The following is a 22016-nucleotide window of genomic DNA, read 5'->3' as shown; positions in this document are numbered from 1 at the left end:
GCTTTCATTTTCAAATAACAATAGGGGATGTGAATCAATCGTGAGTATTTTGATCGATAAAAATACAAAAGTTATCACGCAAGGGATTACAGGTAAAACAGCCCTTTTCCATGCAAAAGGCGCCCTGGATTACGGTACACAGATGGTCGGGGGAACTTCCCCTGGCAAAGGTGGAACCGAAGTCGAAATTACGCTTGAGAACGGCGAAACCGTCAAATTGCCGGTTTACAATACCGTTGAGGAAGCCAAAGCAAAAACGGGCGCAACCGCTAGCGTAATTTATGTGCCTCCGGCTTTTGCAGCCGATTCCATTCTGGAGGCCGTTGATGCCGAGATGGATCTGGTTATCTGTATTACGGAAGGCATTCCGGTGCTGGATATGGTGAAAGTATCCCGTTATATGGAAGGCAAGAAAACGCGTCTGATCGGACCTAACTGTCCGGGTGTCATTACACCGGGCGAATGCAAAATCGGCATCATGCCTGGTTACATTCACACGCCAGGACATGTCGGCGTTGTATCGCGCAGCGGTACCCTGACTTATGAAGCCGTTCATCAGCTGACGGCTCGCGGCATCGGACAATCCTCCGCCGTAGGAATTGGCGGTGACCCGGTTAAAGGGACGGAGTTTATCGATGTATTGAGACTCTTTAATGAAGATCCTAACACCAAAGCGGTTATTATGATCGGTGAGATCGGCGGTACAGCGGAGGAAGAAGCGGCTGAATGGATCAAAGCGAACATGACCAAACCAGTGGTAGGCTTCATTGGCGGCGCAACGGCGCCTCCAGGAAAACGTATGGGCCACGCAGGCGCGATTATTTCTGGCGGTAAAGGAACAGCCAAGGAGAAAATCTCTGTACTTGAAGCTTGTGGTATCAAGGTAGCTCCTACACCTGCTGAAATGGGCTCAACTCTGGTTAGTGTGCTTGAGGAGAAAGGTCTTTTGGAGTCTTGCACGACTCACTAGAATCAGATTCTGATGCATGACTAGACTAAGTCAATGGTTTTTACTTGAGGTAAGCAACCTTTTATTTCCTAAACAGGAAATGAAGGGTTGCTTTTTTGTTTTCGATTTTATATTTTAAGGAGGTCCCGTTATGAAGGTGGACAGTTTACTGCTGATTGCATTGCATGAAAGCGAAGGTATCGGATGGAAGACCATTAACCGAATCATATCGAATGGTGAGCTGCATGAGGGGCTGCTGTCATATGATGCGAATGATTGGAGAGCCTGTGGTCTACCTGTCGAAAAAGCGAATAAGCTGGTCAAAGACTTTCCTTCCGTTGTCGAAAGTAAGCAGGTCGATCTGTCGAGTGCGGATCATGCCGGGTTTCGACAATATGAGGCCGGGGTATGGAATTTGACAAACCGTTCAAAAATACGTATTATAACAGCCCTTGATGATATCTACCCGGACACGTTAAAATCTTCGCCACAGGCACCCTGGGTGCTGTATTGCATAGGCGATCCTCATCTGCTGTCCAGGCCAGGAATTGCGATGGTAGGTACAAGAATGCCTACGGCATATGGGCGCAAGATTGCAACGATGTTATCTGAGGAGTTGGCAAGGGCAGGGTTCATGGTTGTCAGCGGCATGGCCAGAGGCATTGATAGCGTTGTCCACGATACGGCTTTGCGAAGCGGGGGACCGACATTGGCAGTTCTTGGGGCCGGCATTGACGTTATATATCCACCGGAGAACCGATCGCTCTATGAAGAGATCGCGGCTAAGGGACTTATCATTTCCGAATACCCGCCCGGCACCAAGGCGCTCCCGGGATTCTTCCCGCAGCGAAACCGGATTATCGCGGGGCTCACGCTAGGTACCGTGGTGGTGGAGGCGGATGCCCGCAGCGGATCGTTGATCACGGCGGATTTAGCTTTGGAGGCGGGAAGGGACGTGTTTTCCGTTCCGGGACCTCTCACTTCACCCAAGAGCAGAGGGACCCTGGATTTGATCAAGCAAGGGGCCAAGATGGTTACGGAAGCTGGGGATATAATAGAAGAATATGATTCCTGGTTGCCAAAAGTGGCCTCGGATACATACAATAAGGAGCGGCAGGCCCCTTGTCAGGAGCAACCGGATGTACTAGCCGGGTTGACAAATGACGAACGACAAATATACCATATGCTCGAACAGGGTCCCGGGTCGCTGGATGAGATGATCGAGCGAACCCGGTGGGATTTTGGACATTTGCATTCAGTTCTGTTATCTTTAATCATAAAAAAGCAGATTACCCAATTACCCGGTGCTATATATAAGATCATTTAATGGGAAAGTTTGAATGTTGGAGAGGAGGATGAACCTGTGGCGGATTCACTCGTCATCGTAGAGTCGCCTGCTAAGGCGAAAACGATTGGCAAATATCTCGGCAGCAAGTATATCGTGAAGGCTTCGATGGGTCATGTTCGCGATTTGCCGAAGAGCCAGATCGGGGTTGAAGTGGAAAACGACTTCAATCCGAAATACATTACGATCCGCGGAAAAGGTTCTGTCTTAAAGGAACTTAAGGATGCTAGCAAAAAGGTGAAAAAAGTGTACCTCGCAGCTGACCCCGATCGCGAAGGGGAAGCCATTGCATGGCATCTTGCGCATGCGTTGGAGCTGGATGATACTCAAAGCCTGCGGGTTGTATTTAATGAAATAACAAAAACGGCCGTGAAGGATGCCTTCAAGACGCCTCGCAAAATTAACATGGATTTGGTTAACGCGCAGCAGGCAAGACGTATCCTGGACCGCTTGGTTGGTTATAAGATCAGCCCTATTCTATGGAAGAAAGTAAAAAAGGGACTTTCTGCCGGCCGCGTTCAGTCGGTAGCCGTCAAAATCATTCTCGACCGCGAGAATGAGATAAGCGCTTTCGTTCCGGAAGAATATTGGACCATTACGGCCAAGCTGGCCATTAAAGGATCCGCATTCGAAGCCAAATTCACGCAGCTTAACGGCGCGAAGAAGGAGCTGACCAATGAACAGGAAGTGAATGAAATTCTCGAAGCGATTCGGGATGCTTCCTTCCAAGTCGGCGAAGTAAAAGAGCGCGAGCGTCAGCGCCACCCGTCTCCACCGTTTACGACGAGCTCCTTGCAGCAGGAAGCAGCACGTAAACTTGGTTTCCGTGCTGCCAAGACCATGTCCGTTGCCCAGCAGCTGTACGAGGGCGTCGAGCTTGGCAAGGAAGGCACCGTGGGTTTGATTACCTATATGCGTACGGATTCCACACGCATTTCAGGCACGGCTCAAGAAGAAGCAAAAGAATATATCACCGAGAAGTATGGTGATCCGTTCGCTCCGGAGAGCCCGAGACAATACTCGAAAAAAGCAGCCAACGCTCAGGATGCGCATGAAGCGATTCGTCCTACTTCGGTGCTGCGGGATCCTGAATCCATGAAGCCGTTTATGAGCCGTGATCAGCTTCGCCTGTACAAACTGGTCTGGGAGCGTTTTGTGGCGAGTCAGATGTCTTCTGCTGTGCTGGATACGCTTTCTGTTGATATCACCGCTGGTAAGACTGTCTTCCGCGCAACCGGTTCGAAGGTTCGTTTCCCTGGATTCATGAAAGTCTATGTTGAAGGAAACGACGATGGGACGACGGAGGAAGACAAATACCTACCAGAGCTTCACAGTGGCGACATTCTGGAGAAGCAGGATATTGAGCCGAAGCAGCACTTCACGCAGCCGCCTCCACGTTATACGGAAGCACGGCTTGTCCGAACGCTGGAGGAGCTCGGCATAGGGCGTCCGAGTACGTATGCACCGACGCTGGAGACGATCCAGAAGAGAGGCTACGTTGCCATCGAAGAGAAAAAATTCATGCCAACCGAGCTCGGTGAACTTGTCATCGAACAGATGGAGCAGTTCTTCCCGGAAATTCTCAATGTAGAGTTTACGGCGAACATGGAAGAGGACCTCGACCATGTGGAGGAGGGCTCCGAAGATTGGGTCAAAGTATTGGCAGAGTTCTATGAATCCTTTGAAAAGCGCCTTGAAGTAGCAGAGGAAGAAATGAAGGAAATCGAAATCGAAGATGAGGTTTCCGATGAGATCTGCGAAAAATGCGGTAAGCCGTTGGTGTATAAGCTGGGCCGTTTCGGCAAGTTTCTTGCCTGCTCGGGTTTCCCGGATTGCCGGAATACCAAGCCGATCGTGAAAGATATCGGCGTGGCGTGCCCGAAATGCAAGGAAGGCCATGTGGTGGAACGCCGGAGCAAGAAGGGGCGCATCTTCTTTGGGTGTGATCGTTATCCCGAATGTGATTTCGTATCATGGGATAAACCATCAACGAAGCCGTGTCCGAATTGCAGCAGTTTAATGGTAGAGAAGAAAAGCAAGCAAGGCATCAAGCTTCAATGTACTTCTTGTGATTATTCCGAAATGGTCGAGGAACAGGACGATGCAGCAGATTTGTAAGGCATACAGGGGGTAATGACGTTGACAGATTCACAGAGGGTTACGGTTATCGGTGCAGGGCTTGCAGGCAGTGAAGCTGCCTGGCAGATCGCTAGCCGCGGCGTACCCGTTACATTATATGAGATGCGGCCGGTCGTTAAGACGCCGGCTCATCATACGGACAAGTTCGCTGAGCTTGTATGCAGTAATTCGCTTCGGGCGAACGGTTTAACCAACGCAGTCGGGGTATTGAAGGAAGAGATGCGGATGCTGAACTCGCTTGTCATCGGTTCGGCAGATCGCAATTCCGTCCCGGCTGGGGGCGCATTGGCCGTTGACCGCGACGGTTTTTCGGGAGAAATTACGGAAACCCTGCATCAGCATCCTTTAATTGAGGTTGTAAATGAAGAAATTCAGCATATACCTGAAGAAGGCATCGTTGTTATTGCCACAGGGCCGCTGACTTCGCCCGCATTGTCATCACAGATTCGTGAGCTGATGGGTGAGGACTATTTCTATTTTTACGATGCGGCTGCTCCAATCGTGGAAAAGGATTCCATCGATATGAGTAAGGTCTATCTGGCATCCCGTTATGATAAAGGCGAAGCGGCTTATCTAAATTGTCCCATGACGGAAGAAGAGTTTGACGCTTTCTATGACGCTCTTATCAATGCCGAAGTCGCTCAATTGAAAGAGTTTGAGAAGGAGATTTATTTCGAAGGCTGCATGCCGATCGAGGTCATGATGAAGCGTGGTAAACAAACCGCCTTGTTTGGCCCGATGAAGCCTGTTGGATTGGTGAACCCGCATACAGGCAAGCTGCCGCACGCTGTGGTGCAGCTCCGTCAGGATAATGCGGCAGGTACGCTTTACAACCTTGTCGGTTTCCAGACTCATTTGAAATGGGGCGAACAGAAGCGGATCATTTCCATGATTCCGGGACTCGAGAACGCCGAAATTGTGCGTTACGGCGTCATGCACCGCAATACATTTGTCAATTCGCCTAGACTGCTGGAACAAACCTATCAGGTGAAAACACGGCCTAATCTGTATCTGGCGGGACAAATGACGGGTGTCGAAGGCTATGTAGAATCAGCGGCATCCGGATTGATTGCAGGGATCAATGCAGCAAGAGCAGCTCAGGGGCAGGAAGGGATCGTATTCCCTCAGGAATCAGCCATCGGGAGTATGGCCTACTACATAACCCATGCAGATCCCGATAACTTCCAGCCGATGAATGCGAACTTTGGTCTTCTTCCAAGTCTCGAGAAGCGCATTCGCAACAAAAAGGAAAAAAATGAAGCACATGCGAGCCGAGCTCTTGACGGAGTGCGAGTATTTATTAATGCTAACGAACTAAATACAATCTAATCTTATTTTCTTAGGGAGGTCTTGCCATCATGGAAATGACTTTTCACGCCACTACGATTTGCGCAGTACGGCATAATGGCACAGCAGCTATTGCCGGCGATGGCCAAGTTACATTTGGTGAAAGTGTAGTGATGAAGCAGACCGCCAAGAAAGTGCGCCGTCTTTACCGGGGACAAGTTGTCGCCGGTTTTGCCGGTTCTGTGGCGGATGCAATCACGTTATTTGAGAAATTCGAAGGCAAGCTGGAAGAGCACCATGGCAACCTGCAGCGTGCCGCTGTTGAGCTCGCGAAGGACTGGCGTCAAGACCGCGTGCTTCGCAAACTTGAAGCTTTGATGATTGTTATGGATAAAACAGGGATGCTGCTGATTTCAGGCGGCGGCGAAATCATCGAGCCCGATGATGATGTGCTGGCCATTGGGTCAGGCGGCAATTTTGCCTTGTCGGCAGGTCGGGCGCTTAAGCGTCATGCCGGACATATGGAAGCGAAAGACATAGCCAGAGAAGCGCTTCAGATCGCTTCTGAGGTGTGTGTCTATACCAACAGCAATATTATTGTCGAAGAGCTGTAAGGATGCCATACAGCAACAAATAGCCATATCAGGGGTGGAGGTATTCGCGATGAGTAAAGAATCGATGACGCCAAGACAGATTGTATCCGAGCTGGATAAATACATCGTAGGCCAAAAGGACGCTAAAAAATCGGTCGCTGTAGCACTTCGGAACCGCTATCGTCGGAGTTTGCTTACGGATGACGAGCGGGATGAAATCGTACCGAAGAACATTCTGATGATCGGTCCTACCGGCGTCGGCAAAACGGAGATTGCGAGAAGGCTTGCCAAGCTGGTCCATGCACCGTTCGTCAAGGTCGAGGCGACAAAGTTTACCGAGGTTGGATATGTCGGCCGTGATGTGGAATCCATGGTCCGGGATCTGGTGGAAACCGCGATCCGGATGGTGAAGCTGGAACGTACCGAGAAGGTAAAGGACAAAGCCGAGGAAATGGCGAACGAGCGGATCGTTCAGCTGTTGGCGCCTTCAACCAAAGGCCAGAAGAGCCAGCGAAATCCCTTTGAGATGCTGTTTGGCGGTGCTAGTAACGATACCCAGGCCGAAGATGAGGATGCGGACGATAAGGACGTTAGTCTCAAAGAGAAACGGAGACAGGTACGCTTTAACCTGCTGTCCGGTAAGCTTGAAGACGAAACGATTGAGATTGATGTTGAGGATGCTGCTCCGAACATGTTTGATATGTTTGCGGGGCAGGGCAATGATCAAATGGGTATGAACATGCAGGAAATGTTCGGTAATCTGATGCCGAAGCGCACAAAGCGCCGCAAGCTGTCCGTCAAGGAAGCCAGGAAAGTGCTGACGCAAGAGGAAGCGGGCAAGCTCATCGATATGGATGATGTCATTCAGGAGTCCATTCGTCGGGCAGAGCAATCCGGCATTATCTTTATCGACGAGATCGACAAGGTTGCCAGCCAGGGCCGTCAATCGGGTCCCGATGTGTCCAGAGAAGGCGTGCAGCGCGATATTTTGCCTATCGTGGAAGGCTCAACCATTATGACCAAATACGGGCCGGTAAAAACGGACTTTGTCCTCTTCATCGCTGCAGGTGCTTTTCATATTGCGAAGCCATCGGATTTGATTCCCGAGCTTCAGGGGCGTTTTCCGATTCGGGTGGAGCTCAGCAGCTTGTCACTCGACGATTTTGTATCCATTTTGACTGAGCCGAAAAATGCGCTGACCAAGCAATACGTCAATCTGCTGCGTACTGAAGATCTTGAGGTTGAGTTTTCCCCAGAAGCTATACGGGAGATCGCCCAAATTGCCGCTTCGGTTAACCAGAACACGGAGAATATAGGCGCGCGGAGACTTCATACGATATTGGAGAAACTCCTCGAAGACTTATCATTTGAAGCGCCTGAGTTGACGCTGGACCGCATGGTGATCACGCCGCAGTATGTCCGTGAGAAACTCGCCGGTATCGCCCAGGACCGGGACTTGAGTCAGTATATCCTGTAGTTGCATTTCATATAGGTCTATCTGCCGGGTATGCGAAAGGAAATAATTGTCGATATTCATCCCGATCCTCGCAGCAAGTTGTCGAAGCGCTTTCGCATGTTGGAAGGAATCGGGACGGATTTCGTAATTTTTTGTGAATTTTATGGGTCGTAGCAGGACCTACCCTTCGGGAAAAATCGCTTAAATTTTACAGATTTAGTGGTACGATTTGCAATAATATAGAAAAAAACCGGATAAAAATGAACACAAAGCCCTTCTTTTTGGTAAAAGATAGGGCTTTTTTCTTATTGTAAAAAGTCCCAATCTTTAAGAAACTTAGTTTATGTGACATCATGTTGTCTTTTTCTACTTAAGACCTAGGTTAGTTCATACGGATTATATGATTTGTCGAAAAAAGAGGATTTAGCTAGGAAGAGTGGAATACCTTTCTGCAAAGTCCAGTCAGGAGGAATGAGCTAGTGAATCTGTTGAACAATAGTTCTTTTCAACGGCTTCAAAGCGGTTTGGATGCAGCGAATCTCAGAAACAATGTGATTGCAAACAATATCGCCAACGTGGATACTCCTCATTTTAAGAGATCCGAGGTATCCTTTGAGAGTCTTCTGAAAAAAGAAATGGATGGGGCCCAATTGTCGCTTCAGGGCAGAAGAACGGATCCCCGGCATTTTGTCATTGGTCCAACCGGGGGGATTCCTGAGGCTTCGGTCATGAAGGATGGCAGCAGTTCCATGAATAACAACCAGAATAATGTCGATGCAGACAGAGAAATGTCGCTGCTTGCAGAGAATCAGCTCCGTTATAATTCATACATACAAGCTGTAAATGAGCAGATTCGAATGATGCGTACAGCTATTGAAGGGAGATAGGGTTCATGAATATTAGCAATAGCTTCGGTATTAATGCATCAGCTCTAACAGCACAACGGCTTCGAATGGATGTCATCTCCTCCAACATAGCCAATGCGGAAACCACTCGCGCACGGATCGAGAACGGCCAAGCCGTCCCGTATCGCCGTAAAACGGTTGTGTTACAGCCGCAGCAGGAATCATTTGAAGGGCTTCTCAGAGCTCAGATGAATGGTCAGAATGTGGGACAAGGGGTAAAGGTTGCGCAGGTGCGGGAAGATCAAACCCCGCTGAAACAGGTATATAACCCTACACATCCGGATGCGAATGCGGAAGGCTATGTCTTTATGCCTAACGTGGACATTACGAAGGAAATGGTGGATATGCTGGCAGCTACCCGTTCTTACGAAGCTAACGTTACTGCGATAAATGCTTCGAAAGCGATGATTATGAAGGCGTTGGAGATCGGTAGATAGCACAGCGGTAAATACATAAGCCCATATTGTAGGAGGAGAGAGAGATGATTCAAAATGCAATGTTCAGTGTTCAGGGCGTACAGCCGCTTCAAATGCAGGAGCAAGTGAAAAATGGAGCGACTCCATCCGAATCGATTCGCGATTTTGGCTCTTACCTGAATGAAGCACTGAACTCTGTGGCAGCACAGGAGCAAAATGCACATGTCATGAGCGATAAATTAATGATTGGACAAGTAAACGTAGATCAGGCGATGATATCCGCCCAACAGGCTCTGTTGAGCATTCAGCTCACAACACAGGTCCGAAACAAAGTGGTAGAAGCCTATCAAGAGATCATGCGCACGCAAATCTAAATGTTTCTAGCAAAGTTTCGGATGGGGTGACAATGTGAACGAGAGAATTACCCAGTATCGGGAGAGAATGACCCAGTATTGGAACCAATTCAGCAACAAACAAAAAATAATGTTAATCGCTACAATAGCATTTGTTTTGATTGCTCTAATCGTACTAACGATGCAGTTCTCTAAGACGAAGTACGAAGTAGCATTCCGGGATCTAAATTCCAGCGACGCCGCAGGAATCATCAGCCACCTGGAGACCCAAGGGATTTCCTACAAGCTGAGCGAGGATGGCAGAAGCATCCTGGTTCCGAGTACGAGCGCAGCTAAAGTCCAGATTGATGTAGGGTCTCAAGGACTTGTACAGAATGGTACGATCGGATTCGAAACCTTCGAGAAGAACGCATCAGCCATCGGGATGACAGATAACGAATTCGAAGTGAAATATGTAAATGCACTGAATGGCGAAGTAGAACGACTGCTTGAGAAGATGCAGGGCGTTCAAGATGCAACGGTATTATTAAATCTGCCTAAAGAAAGTGTATTTGCAAAAAACGGAAACGAAGATCAAGCCAGCGCTTCTGTAGTTGTGCAATTCAAACCGGGCTATCGTCCTAATCAAGAAGTCATTGACGGGTATTACAACCTCGTGAAGACGGCCATTCCGAACTTACCGGTTGAGAACATTACAATCACCAATGACGAAGTCGAGCTGCTCGCAACAGCTAAAGGCGGTCAAGGCGGATTGATTGGTAAGGTGGAAGAAAACTTCGCGCTTCAGAAAAAATTCGAAAGCGACGTTAGGCAAAATGTTCAGCAGTTCCTCTCGCAATACATGGGATCGAATAAAGTCAATGTTCTGGTTGCTTCCAAACTGAACTTTGATCAGGTGCAAAGCAAGGAAAACATCGTAACCCCTGTTGATGAAGAAGAAATGAAGGGGATTGAGCTCAGTGTTCAGGAGATCCAGAAGAACTATTCGGGAACCAGTAGTCCAACCGGCGGAGTGGCCGGTGTAGGCGAAGAAGCTGTTCCGGGATATCCAAGCGATTCTGGAAGCGGGGAAACGAACTCGGAAGAGCTCTCCAAAACCGTTAACTATGAAGTTAACCGGATTACGAAGGATATCATAGCTAGTCCATATACTGTTAAAGATTTAACCATTAATGTCTCGGTTGAACCACCTGCCGGACAACAAACTTTGGATGACGCAACAAGAACGGCAATACAGAACATTCTGGTTAATATCGTACGAGCATCGCTCTCGGATACAGGCTCTACTTATACAGACGCTGATTTGTCCAAAAAAGTTTCGGTTATTTCACAGGTATTTAATGTAAATGCGGATGAAAACCCGAAAACCGTATTTTCACAGCCTGTATTATGGGGAATTGGTATCGCTGCGTTGGCGTTAATTGCTGGAGGAACCTATTTCATAATCCGCAGACGCAGACAGCAGCAGGAAGAATTTGAAGATGACATTCAACTTCCGCCGGTTACGGAATTCCCATCGATTAATCTCGAAAGTATAACCAATGAAAGCCAGGTTCGTAAGCAGCTCGAAACCTTGGCGAAGAAGAAGCCAGATGAATTCGTGAATTTACTTCGCACATGGCTAGCTGAGGAATAGAGGTGGAAGCATTGGCTAAGGGAAATAACCAACTGTTAAGCGGACGTCAAAAAGCGGCTATACTGCTCATTACACTTGGCCCGGAAGTGTCTGCTCAAATATTTAAGCATCTTCGAGATGAAGAAATTGAACAATTAACGCTGGAGATTGCGAATGTTCGCAAAGTCGACAGTGATGAGAAAGATAGCATTATTCAGGAATTCCATCAAATTTGTCTGGCCCAGGAATACATCTCCCAAGGCGGTATTAATTACGCTAAAGAGATTTTGGAGAAGGCGCTTGGACAGCAAAAAGCGATGGAAGTGATCAACAGACTGACGGCAACGCTTCAAGTAAGACCGTTTGACTTTGCCCGCAAAGCGGACCCAAGCCAAATTCTGAACTTTATCCAGAACGAAAATGCGCAGACCATTGCACTCGTCTTGTCATATCTTCAATACGAGCAGGCATCCGCGATCCTATCTTCGCTTCCGCAAGAGAAGCAGGCCGAAGTAGCTCGTAGGGTTGCAGTCATGGACAGTACTTCACCAGAAGTCATTGCCCAGGTGGAGCGCGTGCTGGAACAGAAGCTGTCGGCGACGGTTACCCAGGATTACACCAGTGCGGGTGGCATTGAATCCATCGTTCAAATTCTGAACGGTGTGGACCGCGGAACGGAACGAACGATCCTCGACTCCCTGGAAATCCAGGATCCCGAGCTCGCTGAAGAAATCAAGAAGCGGATGTTCGTATTCGAAGATATCGTCAACGTGGACAACCGTTCGATACAGCGTATTATCCGCGATGTCGAGAACGCCGATTTACAGCTTGCACTCAAGGTGGCAAGCGAAGAGGTACGGGATGTCATTTTCCGCAACATGTCCAAGCGTATGGCCGAAACCTTCCGCGAAGAAATGGAATACATGGGACCGGTGCGGCTGCGTGATGTAGAGGAAGCTCAGACTCGGATTGTAAGCACGATCCGAAGACTCGAAGAAGCGGGCGAGGTCATTATTGCCCGTGGCGGAGGAGATGACATCATTGTCTAACTTGATCAAATCGTCCCACTATAAACCGATGGATGTGTTGAAAGAGTTGGATCTTGCTCGTCGTTACGCTTCACCGACCCAGGAAACGGTAGAGGAATATACTCCGCCGATTGCCGAGCCGGCCGTCGTACAGACGCTGGCTGAAGCTGAACGCTTAAAGCATGAGATGCTGAAGGATGCTCAGGAGTTTGCCGAACGACAAATCCGTGAGGCTTCGGAAGAGGCGGAGCGGCTGTTGACTGAAGCACAGCAGCAGATTGAAGCGTGGTGGACCGAAAGAAGGCTTCAGGACGAGGATTTGTCCGAAACGCTGAAGATGGAAGGATTTAACCAAGGGTACGCCGAGGGCTCGACCAAGGCAGAACTTGAGATGAAGGAACTGATGGAGCAAGCGACATTACAAGCGAGTGAATTGCTTCAACTGGCCCATCAAGCGAAAGATGATTTGATTCAGGAAGCGGAGCCGTTTTTGGTGGAGCTCAGCTGCAGCATAGCGGAGAAAGTACTGGATCGTCAGCTTACGATTGAACCTGATTTCACGCTGGAGCTGATTCGAAAGAATCTGGCACGCAAACGGGAAAAAGGAGTCATCTCCCTCTGCGTTGCTCCTGAACAATTCGAATTTGTATACGCGGCACGGGAAGAGCTCGGATTATCGATCGATTCTCAGGCGGAACTTCAAATTTTGCCGGATTCCACGGTTAAGGATCACGGCTGCGTGATCCGGTCTTCCTTCGGAAGCGTGGACGCCCGCATCGATACACAGCTATCTGAGATCAAAAAAGAACTGGTGCGGTTCGCTCTTGATGACGAGGAACGGAGAAATCAAGATGAAGAAGCTGAATAGCGCACGGTACATGGATCATCTGAAACATCTGGACCCCGTTCGCATCAACGGCAAAGTTACACAGGTTATCGGACTGATGGTGGAGTCCGAGGGACCGGATGCGAGCATCGGCGATGTTTGTTATATCTATCCCACGAAGCAGTCCAAGCCGCTCAAGGCGGAAGTCGTGGGTTTCAGAGACAACAAAGTGTTGCTGATGCCTCTCGGTGAGCTTCACTCCATTGGTCCCGGCTGTGACGTAGTCGGGACCGGCAAACCGTTGAGCGTGCAGGTAGGTTCGGAACTGCTTGGCAAAGTGCTGGACGGATTGGGACAACCGCTGGACGGCTCTATCATTCCGGCGCGTATGCCGCATTATTCAACCCATAATGTTCCTCAGAACCCGCTAAATAGGCCGAGGGTTCAGGAGCCGATCAGCATCGGCGTCCGCGCGATTGACGGATTGCTCTCCATCGGCAAAGGCCAGCGGGTCGGTATATTCGCCGGATCCGGTGTCGGTAAGAGTACCCTGATGGGAATGATTGCCCGAAACACTTCTGCCGATGTCAATGTCATTGCCTTGATCGGGGAACGTGGACGAGAGGTGCTGGACTTCATTGAACGGGACTTGGGTCCCGAAGGGTTAAAGCGGTCCGTCGTGATTGTAGCGACCTCGGATCAACCGGCACTCATCCGTATTAAGGGGGCCTTGATCGCTACAACGATCGCTGAGTATTTCCGGGATCGCGGCCTGAATGTGATGCTGATGATGGATTCTGTTACCCGCTATGCGATGGCGCAGCGAGAAGTAGGGCTTGCCGTAGGAGAACCGCCGGCCATGCGCGGTTATACTCCGTCTGTTTTTGCTAGTCTGCCGAAGCTTCTGGAACGCGCAGGCACAGGGCCAACGGGCTCGATTACAGCTTTTTATACGGTGCTGGTAGACGGTGACGATATGAATGAACCGATCGCGGATGCGGTCAGGGGGATACTCGATGGTCATATCGTTCTAAACCGAAATATCGCAAACAAAGGGCATTTTCCGGCTATCGATGTGCTGGCTAGCATTAGCCGGGTGATGAAAGATATTTCTCCAGAGGAACAAATCGATGCTTCCGAGAACGTAAAGCGACTGATGGCGATATATAAGGACTCGGAGGATTTGATTAATATTGGGGCATATCAACAGGGCTCGAATGCCGATATCGATGAGTCGATTGAATATATCGGGCGAATATGGGATTTTACGAAGCAAAAAGTGAATGAGAAGACAACATTGAATGAGGTTCAGGAACGTTTGATTTCCGAGTTTTCAAGGAGATGACTTTGAAGAATGAAATTTCATTATGCATTCCAGAAAATCGTAGACCTGAAGAGCAACGAGAAAACGCAAGCCGAATGGATGCTGTCAAGTGCCATCGGGAAGCTGCAGGCGGAAGAGAAAAGTCTGAATGAGCTGTATGAGATGCGGGATCAAATGTATCATGCTCAGCAGGAGGCGGCATCGCGGTGCGTGCCGGTCGCTGAGATCCGAAACATTCAGGTATATGCAGAGCACTTGGAAGAATGCATTGAGCGGAAGCGGGATGACATAAGGATCGCTCATGTCAATGTAACGAAAAAACAAAAGGTATTGTCAGACAAGATGCTTGACGAAAAAGTGTGGCTGAAAGCAAGAGACAAATCCCAAGAAAAGTTCCGGCATGAAAGTCTCCTTCGGGAACAAAACGAGCTGGACGAAATGGCGACGGTACGTTTTGCGATCAAAGCCCGATAAGGTTTGCAAACACTGAAGGGTTATGACCGCGAAGGAGGAATGAGAGTGGCACGAAAAGACATGCCGCTTGATAAGGAAGAATCAGGCGGAGGATTTGAACGGATACTGTTGATTTTGGTACCTGCTATATTTACGATCGTTCTGCTCGGGGCGCTTGCCGTATTTTTTAGAGCCGATGTGCGGGATGGACTAATCGATGTAGCCAATAAAATTCCGGTCGTCAAGAACTGGGTCCCGGATCCGGTGCTGACCCCGGAAGAGCAGAAACTCAAAGAAGCGAAGCAGCAGGAAGAAAGCGCGGAAGCAACGATTGTTGAACTCAAGAAGCAGCTTGCGGAACGCGAAGAAACATTAAATGAAGTAACGGAGCAAAAAGCGGCGCAGGAAAACAAGGTGAAAGAGCTGGAAACCCAAATTGATTCGATGCAAAGCACATCGACAAGCGGTGAGACCGAAGAGGAGGACGCGTATACCAAGCAGATTCGTGAACTGTCCAAGCTTTACGCCGACATGAGTCCAAGCAAAGCCGCACCGATTATGCAAAACCTTACGCTGGAAGAAATGGTGCTTATGCTTAGCCAGATGAAGAGCAGCAACCGGGTTGCCATTTTGCAGAAAATGGATCCGAAAACGGCCGCGGACGCAACCATGATGCTTAAAGATGCTGAGACTTCTGAAGATATGGCCATCGCGGCTTTGCAATCCAGGCTCAAGAAGAACGAAACGGAAGCGGCGCAGAAGAAGACATCCGACAATCTGGATAAAAACCAGTTGAATCAGACCTTTGCCGGAATGACACCTGCCAACGCTGCCGAACTGCTGATGCAGACGTATAAGATCAGCCCCGCTAAGACCATGACCATTCTGAATACAGTGGATGATGCTACTCGTTCACGTATTTTAAATGCGATGTCTTCAAAAGATGCGGAGCTGGCAGCAAAGATATTGAATCGCCTGATGGGCTCTAAATAAGCTCTGAAATGAATCTCCATCCTCAGGAAAGGAGGTGAAATAAGACGATGACAATAACGGTACAAAACATGTCTTCATCCGTAAGCACTCCCTCGGGAAGCGGAAAGACAAGCGCGGCGGGTCAAACGACAGTAGGTGTTTCCTTTGATGCGACACTGGCATACCAGATGAGCAGCAGCGGGAACAACGCTTCAACAACTTCGACGGAAGTCGCTGCCAAGCTGGAATCCTTGCTAACGCAGTATTCTTCGGAAACCGATGGATCGCTTGAAGGCTTGATGGAATTGCTTCAAGGTTTGCTGCAGGAACTGGACACCATGGACGAGGCATTAATGGAGGATCCATCCCTATTGCAAGAGCTGCAGAACTGGCTGTCGCAAGCGAATCTTATGTTGAGCGGAGCTGCTCCCCAAGCACAAGAAAACACGGATGGGAATGCGATGTCTCCATTGGCTTCCAGACCTGAGACCATTCGATTTGCGGTACAGGATACGATCAGCCAGCTGGCGTCGATGTTATCCAAATCGAGTCAGGTGGATTTGAATACCGAAGCTGCAGTCAAACAGCTTGTCCAATCTTTCCATAGCCTGCTTGGTCAAGGAACAGGGACCGGGGAGAGTAAAACAAGCGGCAGTTTTGATAACATCCTAACCCAAAAGCAGCCGGATGCCGTTCAGCCTAACGTATCCACGAATACCTCGGGACAGTCGGCTTCATCTCAATCAACGGGTCAAGCAAATGCCAAGTGGTCATCACTGACAACAAGTACCCAAGTTGATGGTACAGCATCCGAGTTCGTGATTAACGAAGGAGATTCGCTGTTGGAGCAAGGAACGGTCACTGCCGGTCAGCTTGCCCTGCGTTCGGGAACGCAAGTTGCAGTAAAACCTGCAGCTCCGCCGGTGCCTGTTGAGAATTTCGCAAGCGAAATGACTTCCTTCATTATTAATAAGCTCGAAATCGTGAAACAAACCGGTTTTACGGAAGCGAGAATCTCCTTGAATCCGGAACATCTAGGTCAAGTAGATATCAAACTTACGATGCAGAATGGCCAATTAATCGCCCAGTTCATGACAAGGTCGACGGATGCTAAAGAGCTGATTGACCAGCAAATGGCACAGCTTCGAAGCGCATTGATTGCACAGGGACTGCAGGTCGAGAAAATTGAAGTTACACAGAGCAGCCAGCCTTCCAATGCGAATCTTTATCAAGATGGCCGTCAGCCTGGATCAGGCCAGCAGCAGTCACAGCATCGCTCAAAGGAGAAGGACAGACCATCCGATGATGCCGTGCTGGCAGCAAATTTGACAGAAGAATTAAACGATTGGATTGCTGAGCATCAAGCCGACGATGAACGGATGCAAGCAGGAACATTTACCGCAAAAGCCTAACAGTGAGGAGGTGAGCTTGGATGGCAACTAATCCGGTATCTACGAATAATATGTGGCCCAATTATGCTAAAGGGAATGTCAGCAGTAAAAGCGGAAACGGCCAGGAGCTTGGAAAAGATCAGTTCTTGAGCATCCTGATTACGCAATTAAGGCATCAGGATCCGCTTCAGCCAATGCAGGACCGGGAGTTTATTGCCCAAATGGCCCAGTTTACTTCCCTGGAGCAGCTGATGAATATCAACACTCAATTAACAGCGATGAGTCAGTCTCTGGGTGCAGCTTCAAGTTTGATCGGTAAACAGATCAGCTGGATGTTCAAGCCGGAGGATGGTTCGGAGTCGGTCATGAAGAGCGGTATTGTAGATTCCATCATGGTTCGTGAAGGCGTCCATTATGCCAAAGTCGGTGACAGTGAAGTATCGCTTGACCAGATCGTGAAAATCGAGAACTCGGTAGCTGAGAATGATCCAGAAGTATTGAATTCCGGCCCTGCCGTACCTGACACAACCAATCCGGATCCTTCCGTACCCGAAACAGGCAATCCCGAACCGACAGCTCCTGAGACCGGAGATTCCGGACTAGGGGTAGAAGAGCCTGGGGGAACAGCGTCATGAGTGACCGTATGATGATAGGGCATTTATACCCTGGGAAGATACATCCCGCAGCACTTCATAATGAACGAAAAACAGCACAAGCTCAGACGAATCCACCCGCCGGGACGTTCCAGGAACTTTTAAATGAGAATCTTCTAAAAATCAGCAATCATGCGGCGAAGAGACTCCAGCAGCGCGGCATTGAATTAAAGAGTGATCAGCTTGCGCAGATTCAGAGCGCTGTGGACAAAGCTGCTGCGAAGGGAAGCAAGGAATCACTCATTCTGATGAAGGATATGGCTCTCATTGTGAATATTCCGAATCGGACCGTGGTCACTGCAATGGATGGCAACGCGATGAAGGATAACGTGTTTACGCAAATTGATAGTGCAGTTATTATTTCGTAAATCTGGCTGGCCCGTGAGGAAGCCAGGCGGCCGCTGATCGACAGAAGCGGTCCATAACAGAAGGAGGAAAATCGATGTTAAGATCCATGTATTCCGGTATTTCCGGAATGAGAGGTTTCCAAACCAAGCTTGATGTCATTGGTAATAACATTGCCAACGTAAACACGGTTGGGTTTAAAGCGGGAAGAGTGATGTTTAAAGACGTACTAAGTCAAACGATGTCCGGTGTTACGCCGGGAACCGACGATCCATCCGGTGGTGTAAACGCGAAGCAGATCGGTCTTGGTGTATCGATCGGATCGGTCGATACTTTGCATACACCAGGCAGCGCGATGATGACCAATAATCCGACGGACCTGAGAATTGACGGAGACGGATTTTTCATGGTGAAGCTTAGCGAGGATCAAGATGTGCCTTTCTTGACCCGTGCAGGCGACTTCCATGTAGACGTAGCGCGTAATTTGGTAACTTCGGACGGTATGCTCGTTCTCGATGCGACTGGTGAACCTATCCAGTTGGACGATGATGTAACGGCATTCACGATAGCGCAGAATGGCGCCATCGTTCAGAAGATGAGTGACGGATCAACGGAAGAGGGAGCCATCATCGGCGTTGCGAAAATTCCGAATCCGGAAGGTCTGGAGAAAATCGGCGGCAATATGTATCGCGTGACGCTTAATGCAGTCCCTGATGGCGATCTGGATGCCGTTATGTTTGAAGGGAACAACGCTGAAGAAGGGACTGGTGCGATTATTGCTGGCCAGCTCGAAATGTCCAACGTTGACCTGACAGGCGAATTTTCGGAAATGATTGTCGCTCAGCGCGGCTTCCAAGCCAACTCCCGGATTATCACGACTTCGGACGAAGTACTTCAAGAAGTTGTCAATCTGAAACGATAAGGATGGATAGGGAGGGGCAATCCCCTCCCTGATTAAACAAGGAGGCTGTCCATGATATCGGTAACGAGGTTAAATGGTTCGCAGTTGTGGCTTAACGCGCTGTTGATAGAAATGGTTGAGGAGACTCCTGACACCTACATTACATTGATTAATGGAAAACGCATGATTGTGCTTGAAAGTGCAAATGAAATCATCGCTTCCGTTAAGGCGTATCATCACGAGGTAGGCATTCATCAAGCTACCATTAAAGTGCAGCAATTGGAGGAACCTTCATGAAAAAGATGCTCCCCTGGTTAGTTACGATCCTGTTGTCTATTACGTTGATTGTTCTGGCTATATTCCTGTTGTCGGACAAGCTGCTTGGCGATAACGGTAAAAGTCAGGCTTCAGCCAATGCGGCGGCTTTACCCAAGTTGTCTGCCGATGAGATCGTGGCGATGACATCGGAAATCGACGGGATCAAGACGAATTTAGCCGATCCAAACTATATCGCCCAGATGTCCTTTGCTTTTCAGCTTAGTGATAAAAAAGCAAAGGAAGAATTCGAAAAAATCAAGAATATCAAGATTAAACCGATTATTATCAAGACGTTAGCCGATACGAAGCCCGAATTACTGAATGATTCGAAGGGGCGCGAACAATTTAACGCTAAGCTGGTGAATCTGGTTAATAAGTCGTTAACGTCTGGACGTTTAATTCAAATTGAAATGACAGATGTTATCGTCACAGAAATCTAGACTGTTCGTCGGACGACCTGTAAGGGGGTGAGTAGATGGTTGATGTTTTATCGCAGAATGAGATCGATGCCTTATTGGCCGCTCTCTCTTCAGGGGAAATGGATGCTGAAGAACTGAAAAAAGAGGAAACGCAAAAGAAAATTCGTTCTTATGATTTTAAGAGGGCACTCCGGTTTTCCAAGGATCATATTCGGAGCTTGACCCGCATTCACGAGAACTTTGCACGATATTTGACCACTTATTTCTCAGCACAATTACGTACTTTTGTGCAAATCAGCGTGGTGCAGGTTGAACAGCTTCCATATGATGAATTTATTCGATCCATACCCAAAATGACAGTTCTTAATATATTCGAGGCGGAACCGCTTGTCGGGCGCATGGTGCTCGAGGTCCATCCGAACATTGCTTACGCGATGCTGGACCGTTTGCTGGGAGGAACGGGCATTGCTCCTTCTTCAATCAGCTCGATGACCGAAATCGAGACGATCATCATGGAGCGCATTTTCAGCCGGGCATTCGATAGTCTGCAGGAAGCATGGAAAACGGTGCTCGACATATCGCCGCGCCTTGAAGCATTGGAGACGAATCCGCAATTTATGCAGATCGTTTCTCCAAACGAAACCATTGCGCTAATTTCCCTTAGCACCAAAATCGGCGATACCACGGGGATGATTAATCTGTGTATCCCGCATGTGGTGCTGGAACCGATTATGTCCAAGCTATCCGCGCATCAATGGTTTATCTCGGAGAAAAAAGCGAGTGTTCCAGAGGAAGTAGATGCTCTTAAGCAGCGTGTAAGTAAAGCCAAACTTCCGATTGTTGCGGAGCTTGGCGTTTCCCAGCTTACCGTGTCCGAATTTTTAGGACTGAGTGTCGGTGACGTCATCTCATTAAACAAGCCGATGCATGATGGACTTTCCATTAAGGTTGGGGACAGATTAAAGTTTATTGGCAGTCCCGGAACGATAAAAGACCGGGTTGCTGTACAAATCGATGAAATTGTCATCGAAGGAGCTGAAGAATTTGACGAGTAAAGACTATTTATCCCAGGAAGAAATCGACGCTTTGTTAAAACAGTCGGAAATGGCATCACCAGCATCAATTCCTTCGGCGGCGACTGTCGATGATGTATTAACACCTCTAGAGCAGGATGCGCTTGGTGAGATTGGTAACATTACCTTTGGCAGTGCTGCAACCGCTCTGTCTACCTTGCTGGGCAAAAAAGTGGATATCACGACACCGAAAGTCTCGATCATTAAGCGAAGCGAGTTTGAGGAAGAATTTCCGAAGCCGCATGTAGCGGTACATGTTACTTATGTGGATGGATTTGAAGGAATCAACTCTCTAGTTATTAAAACACGTGATGCTCAGGTCATTGCCGATCTGATGTTAGGCGGGGAAGGCAACCCCGTGGAAGAGGAACTAAACGAGATTCATATCAGTGCCGTTCAGGAAGCGATGAACCAGATGATGGGCTCTTCGGCAACGAGCATGTCGACGATTTTTAACCGATTTGTCAATATCTCGCCGCCAGGCATCGACATTCTGAACATGGCGAATGGTGAAGGAGTCAACAACCTTCCGCAGGATGAAACACTGATTAAGATTTCATTCCGGTTAATTATCGGTGACCTTATTGATTCAACCATTATGCAGCTGCTTCCCGTTCATTTTTCCAAGGATATGGTTCACATGCTGATCAACGGAACCGAAGAGCCGCAGCCCGCGAAGCAGGAAGCCGCCCCGGCAGTGGAAGCACCTGTTAATACCCAGGAACCGGCTCAAGCACCGGCTAACCCTGTTAATGGCAATGATATGGGCCAAGGATACGACTACGGACAAGGCTACCACCAGCCAGTGCAAGGACAGGGAGGACCGATCCCGCAATCCATGCCATATGGACAGCCCCAGATGCCTTACCAAGCGCAGCCGCAACAGTATGGCGGCATGCCGAATCGTAATGTGAATGTACAGCCCGTACAGTTCGCGAATCTGCAATCGGCGCCTTACACCCAGGTGGATGAAAACAATCTGAACTTACTGATGGACATTCCCCTTAAAGTCACCGTAGAATTAGGGAGGACTCAAAAGCAAATTAAGGATATCCTGGAAATGTCGCAAGGTTCGATCATCGAGCTGGACAAGCTGGCCGGTGAGCCTGTAGACATCCTTGTCAACCATAAACTAATCGCCAAAGGCGAGGTCGTTGTCATCGATGAGAACTTTGGTGTACGCGTGACGGATATCGTAAGCCAATGGGACCGGATTCAAAAATTACAATAGCACAAACATTTTAGGGAGGATTTT

23 protein-coding genes are annotated in these 22016 nt (G+C 48.8%); all 23 read left to right on the top strand.

The features are described from left to right. The first annotated feature begins 40 nt into the window (after positions 1-40). The 23 genes from sucD to fliY all read left to right on the top strand — a co-directional run bounded on the left by sucD (position 41) and on the right by fliY (position 21992). The gene (sucD, locus tag PLA01S_RS12755; protein WP_071220478.1) at positions 41-970 is read left to right on the top strand and encodes a succinate--CoA ligase subunit alpha; all 930 of its coding nucleotides are present in this window, start codon (positions 41-43) and stop codon (positions 968-970) included. Positions 971-1100: 130 nt separating this feature from the next. Then, positions 1101-2276, top strand: coding sequence for a DNA-processing protein DprA (dprA, locus tag PLA01S_RS12750; protein ID WP_127592529.1), 1176 nt, complete (start codon positions 1101-1103; stop codon positions 2274-2276). Between the two features lie 36 nt (positions 2277-2312). Further along, on the top strand, positions 2313-4412 hold the full coding sequence (gene topA / locus PLA01S_RS12745) for a type I DNA topoisomerase (protein ID WP_127592528.1): 2100 nt from the start codon (positions 2313-2315) through the stop codon (positions 4410-4412). 15 nt (positions 4413-4427) lie between these two features. Continuing rightward, positions 4428-5762 carry an FADH(2)-oxidizing methylenetetrahydrofolate--tRNA-(uracil(54)-C(5))-methyltransferase TrmFO gene (gene trmFO / locus PLA01S_RS12740; RefSeq protein WP_371860413.1) on the top strand — a complete coding sequence of 445 codons (1335 nt, stop codon included), beginning with the start codon at positions 4428-4430 and terminating at the stop codon, positions 5760-5762. A gap of 29 nt (positions 5763-5791) precedes the next feature. Next, entirely contained in the window at positions 5792-6334 is a 543-nt protein-coding gene (gene hslV, locus PLA01S_RS12735; RefSeq protein ID WP_006211334.1) for an ATP-dependent protease subunit HslV, read from the top strand. A gap of 49 nt (positions 6335-6383) precedes the next feature. Continuing rightward, on the top strand, positions 6384-7790 hold the full coding sequence (gene hslU, locus PLA01S_RS12730; protein WP_127592526.1) for an ATP-dependent protease ATPase subunit HslU: 1407 nt from the start codon (positions 6384-6386) through the stop codon (positions 7788-7790). 458 nt (positions 7791-8248) lie between these two features. After that, positions 8249-8656 carry a flagellar basal body rod protein FlgB gene (flgB, locus tag PLA01S_RS12725; protein ID WP_127592525.1) on the top strand — a complete coding sequence of 136 codons (408 nt, stop codon included), beginning with the start codon at positions 8249-8251 and terminating at the stop codon, positions 8654-8656. 5 nt (positions 8657-8661) lie between these two features. Beyond that, the gene (gene flgC, locus PLA01S_RS12720) at positions 8662-9111 is read left to right on the top strand and encodes a flagellar basal body rod protein FlgC (protein WP_100538079.1); all 450 of its coding nucleotides are present in this window, start codon (positions 8662-8664) and stop codon (positions 9109-9111) included. Between the two features lie 44 nt (positions 9112-9155). Beyond that, a complete protein-coding gene (fliE, locus tag PLA01S_RS12715; protein WP_009594713.1) occupies positions 9156-9464 on the top strand; it encodes a flagellar hook-basal body complex protein FliE in 309 nt (102 codons plus the stop codon). A 34-nt stretch (positions 9465-9498) separates the two neighbouring features. Then, on the top strand, positions 9499-11079 hold the full coding sequence (fliF, locus tag PLA01S_RS12710; protein WP_127592524.1) for a flagellar basal-body MS-ring/collar protein FliF: 1581 nt from the start codon (positions 9499-9501) through the stop codon (positions 11077-11079). An 11-nt stretch (positions 11080-11090) separates the two neighbouring features. Continuing rightward, positions 11091-12107: a flagellar motor switch protein FliG gene (fliG, locus tag PLA01S_RS12705; protein ID WP_100539452.1), complete on the top strand. Its 1017-nt coding sequence runs from the start codon at positions 11091-11093 to the stop codon at positions 12105-12107. Further along, complete coding sequence (locus PLA01S_RS12700; protein ID WP_127592523.1) at positions 12100-12954, top strand: FliH/SctL family protein; 855 nt, start codon at positions 12100-12102, stop codon at positions 12952-12954. The genes fliG and PLA01S_RS12700 overlap by 8 nt, the downstream gene beginning before the upstream one ends. Further along, positions 12938-14257, top strand: a complete 1320-nt coding sequence (gene fliI / locus PLA01S_RS12695) for a flagellar protein export ATPase FliI (protein ID WP_127592522.1) — start codon at positions 12938-12940, stop codon at positions 14255-14257. The genes PLA01S_RS12700 and fliI overlap by 17 nt, the downstream gene beginning before the upstream one ends. A 9-nt stretch (positions 14258-14266) precedes the next feature. Next, complete coding sequence (fliJ, locus tag PLA01S_RS12690) at positions 14267-14710, top strand: flagellar export protein FliJ (RefSeq protein WP_100538075.1); 444 nt, start codon at positions 14267-14269, stop codon at positions 14708-14710. 39 nt (positions 14711-14749) lie between these two features. Beyond that, complete coding sequence (locus PLA01S_RS12685; RefSeq protein WP_164817415.1) at positions 14750-15682, top strand: MotE family protein; 933 nt, start codon at positions 14750-14752, stop codon at positions 15680-15682. 47 nt (positions 15683-15729) lie between these two features. Then, positions 15730-17073 (top strand): flagellar hook-length control protein FliK, encoded by a 1344-nt coding sequence (locus tag PLA01S_RS12680; protein WP_127592520.1) that lies wholly within the window; start codon positions 15730-15732, stop codon positions 17071-17073. A 20-nt stretch (positions 17074-17093) separates the two neighbouring features. After that, positions 17094-17687 (top strand): flagellar hook capping FlgD N-terminal domain-containing protein, encoded by a 594-nt coding sequence (locus tag PLA01S_RS12675; protein ID WP_127592519.1) that lies wholly within the window; start codon positions 17094-17096, stop codon positions 17685-17687. Beyond that, complete coding sequence (locus PLA01S_RS12670; protein ID WP_127592518.1) at positions 17684-18073, top strand: TIGR02530 family flagellar biosynthesis protein; 390 nt, start codon at positions 17684-17686, stop codon at positions 18071-18073. Before PLA01S_RS12675 ends, PLA01S_RS12670 begins: the two co-directional genes overlap by 4 nt. A 74-nt stretch (positions 18074-18147) precedes the next feature. Beyond that, positions 18148-18972: a flagellar hook-basal body complex protein gene (locus PLA01S_RS12665; RefSeq protein ID WP_127592517.1), complete on the top strand. Its 825-nt coding sequence runs from the start codon at positions 18148-18150 to the stop codon at positions 18970-18972. A 51-nt stretch (positions 18973-19023) separates the two neighbouring features. Continuing rightward, positions 19024-19248 carry a flagellar FlbD family protein gene (locus tag PLA01S_RS12660; protein ID WP_009594749.1) on the top strand — a complete coding sequence of 75 codons (225 nt, stop codon included), beginning with the start codon at positions 19024-19026 and terminating at the stop codon, positions 19246-19248. Continuing rightward, entirely contained in the window at positions 19245-19709 is a 465-nt protein-coding gene (locus tag PLA01S_RS12655) for a flagellar basal body-associated FliL family protein (RefSeq protein ID WP_127592516.1), read from the top strand. Before PLA01S_RS12660 ends, PLA01S_RS12655 begins: the two co-directional genes overlap by 4 nt. A gap of 35 nt (positions 19710-19744) precedes the next feature. Continuing rightward, a complete protein-coding gene (fliM, locus tag PLA01S_RS12650; protein WP_127592515.1) occupies positions 19745-20743 on the top strand; it encodes a flagellar motor switch protein FliM in 999 nt (332 codons plus the stop codon). Further along, positions 20733-21992 (top strand): flagellar motor switch phosphatase FliY, encoded by a 1260-nt coding sequence (gene fliY, locus PLA01S_RS12645; protein WP_127592514.1) that lies wholly within the window; start codon positions 20733-20735, stop codon positions 21990-21992. The genes fliM and fliY overlap by 11 nt, the downstream gene beginning before the upstream one ends. Positions 21993-22016: the final 24 nt, after the last annotated feature.

This window comes from Paenibacillus lautus NBRC 15380, from assembly GCF_004000945.1.
GTDB classification, from domain to species: domain Bacteria; phylum Bacillota; class Bacilli; order Paenibacillales; family Paenibacillaceae; genus Paenibacillus_AQ; species Paenibacillus_AQ lautus.
The sequence above is the reverse complement of the archived record's forward strand: the minus strand, read 5'-3'. Positions and strand labels throughout refer to the sequence as shown.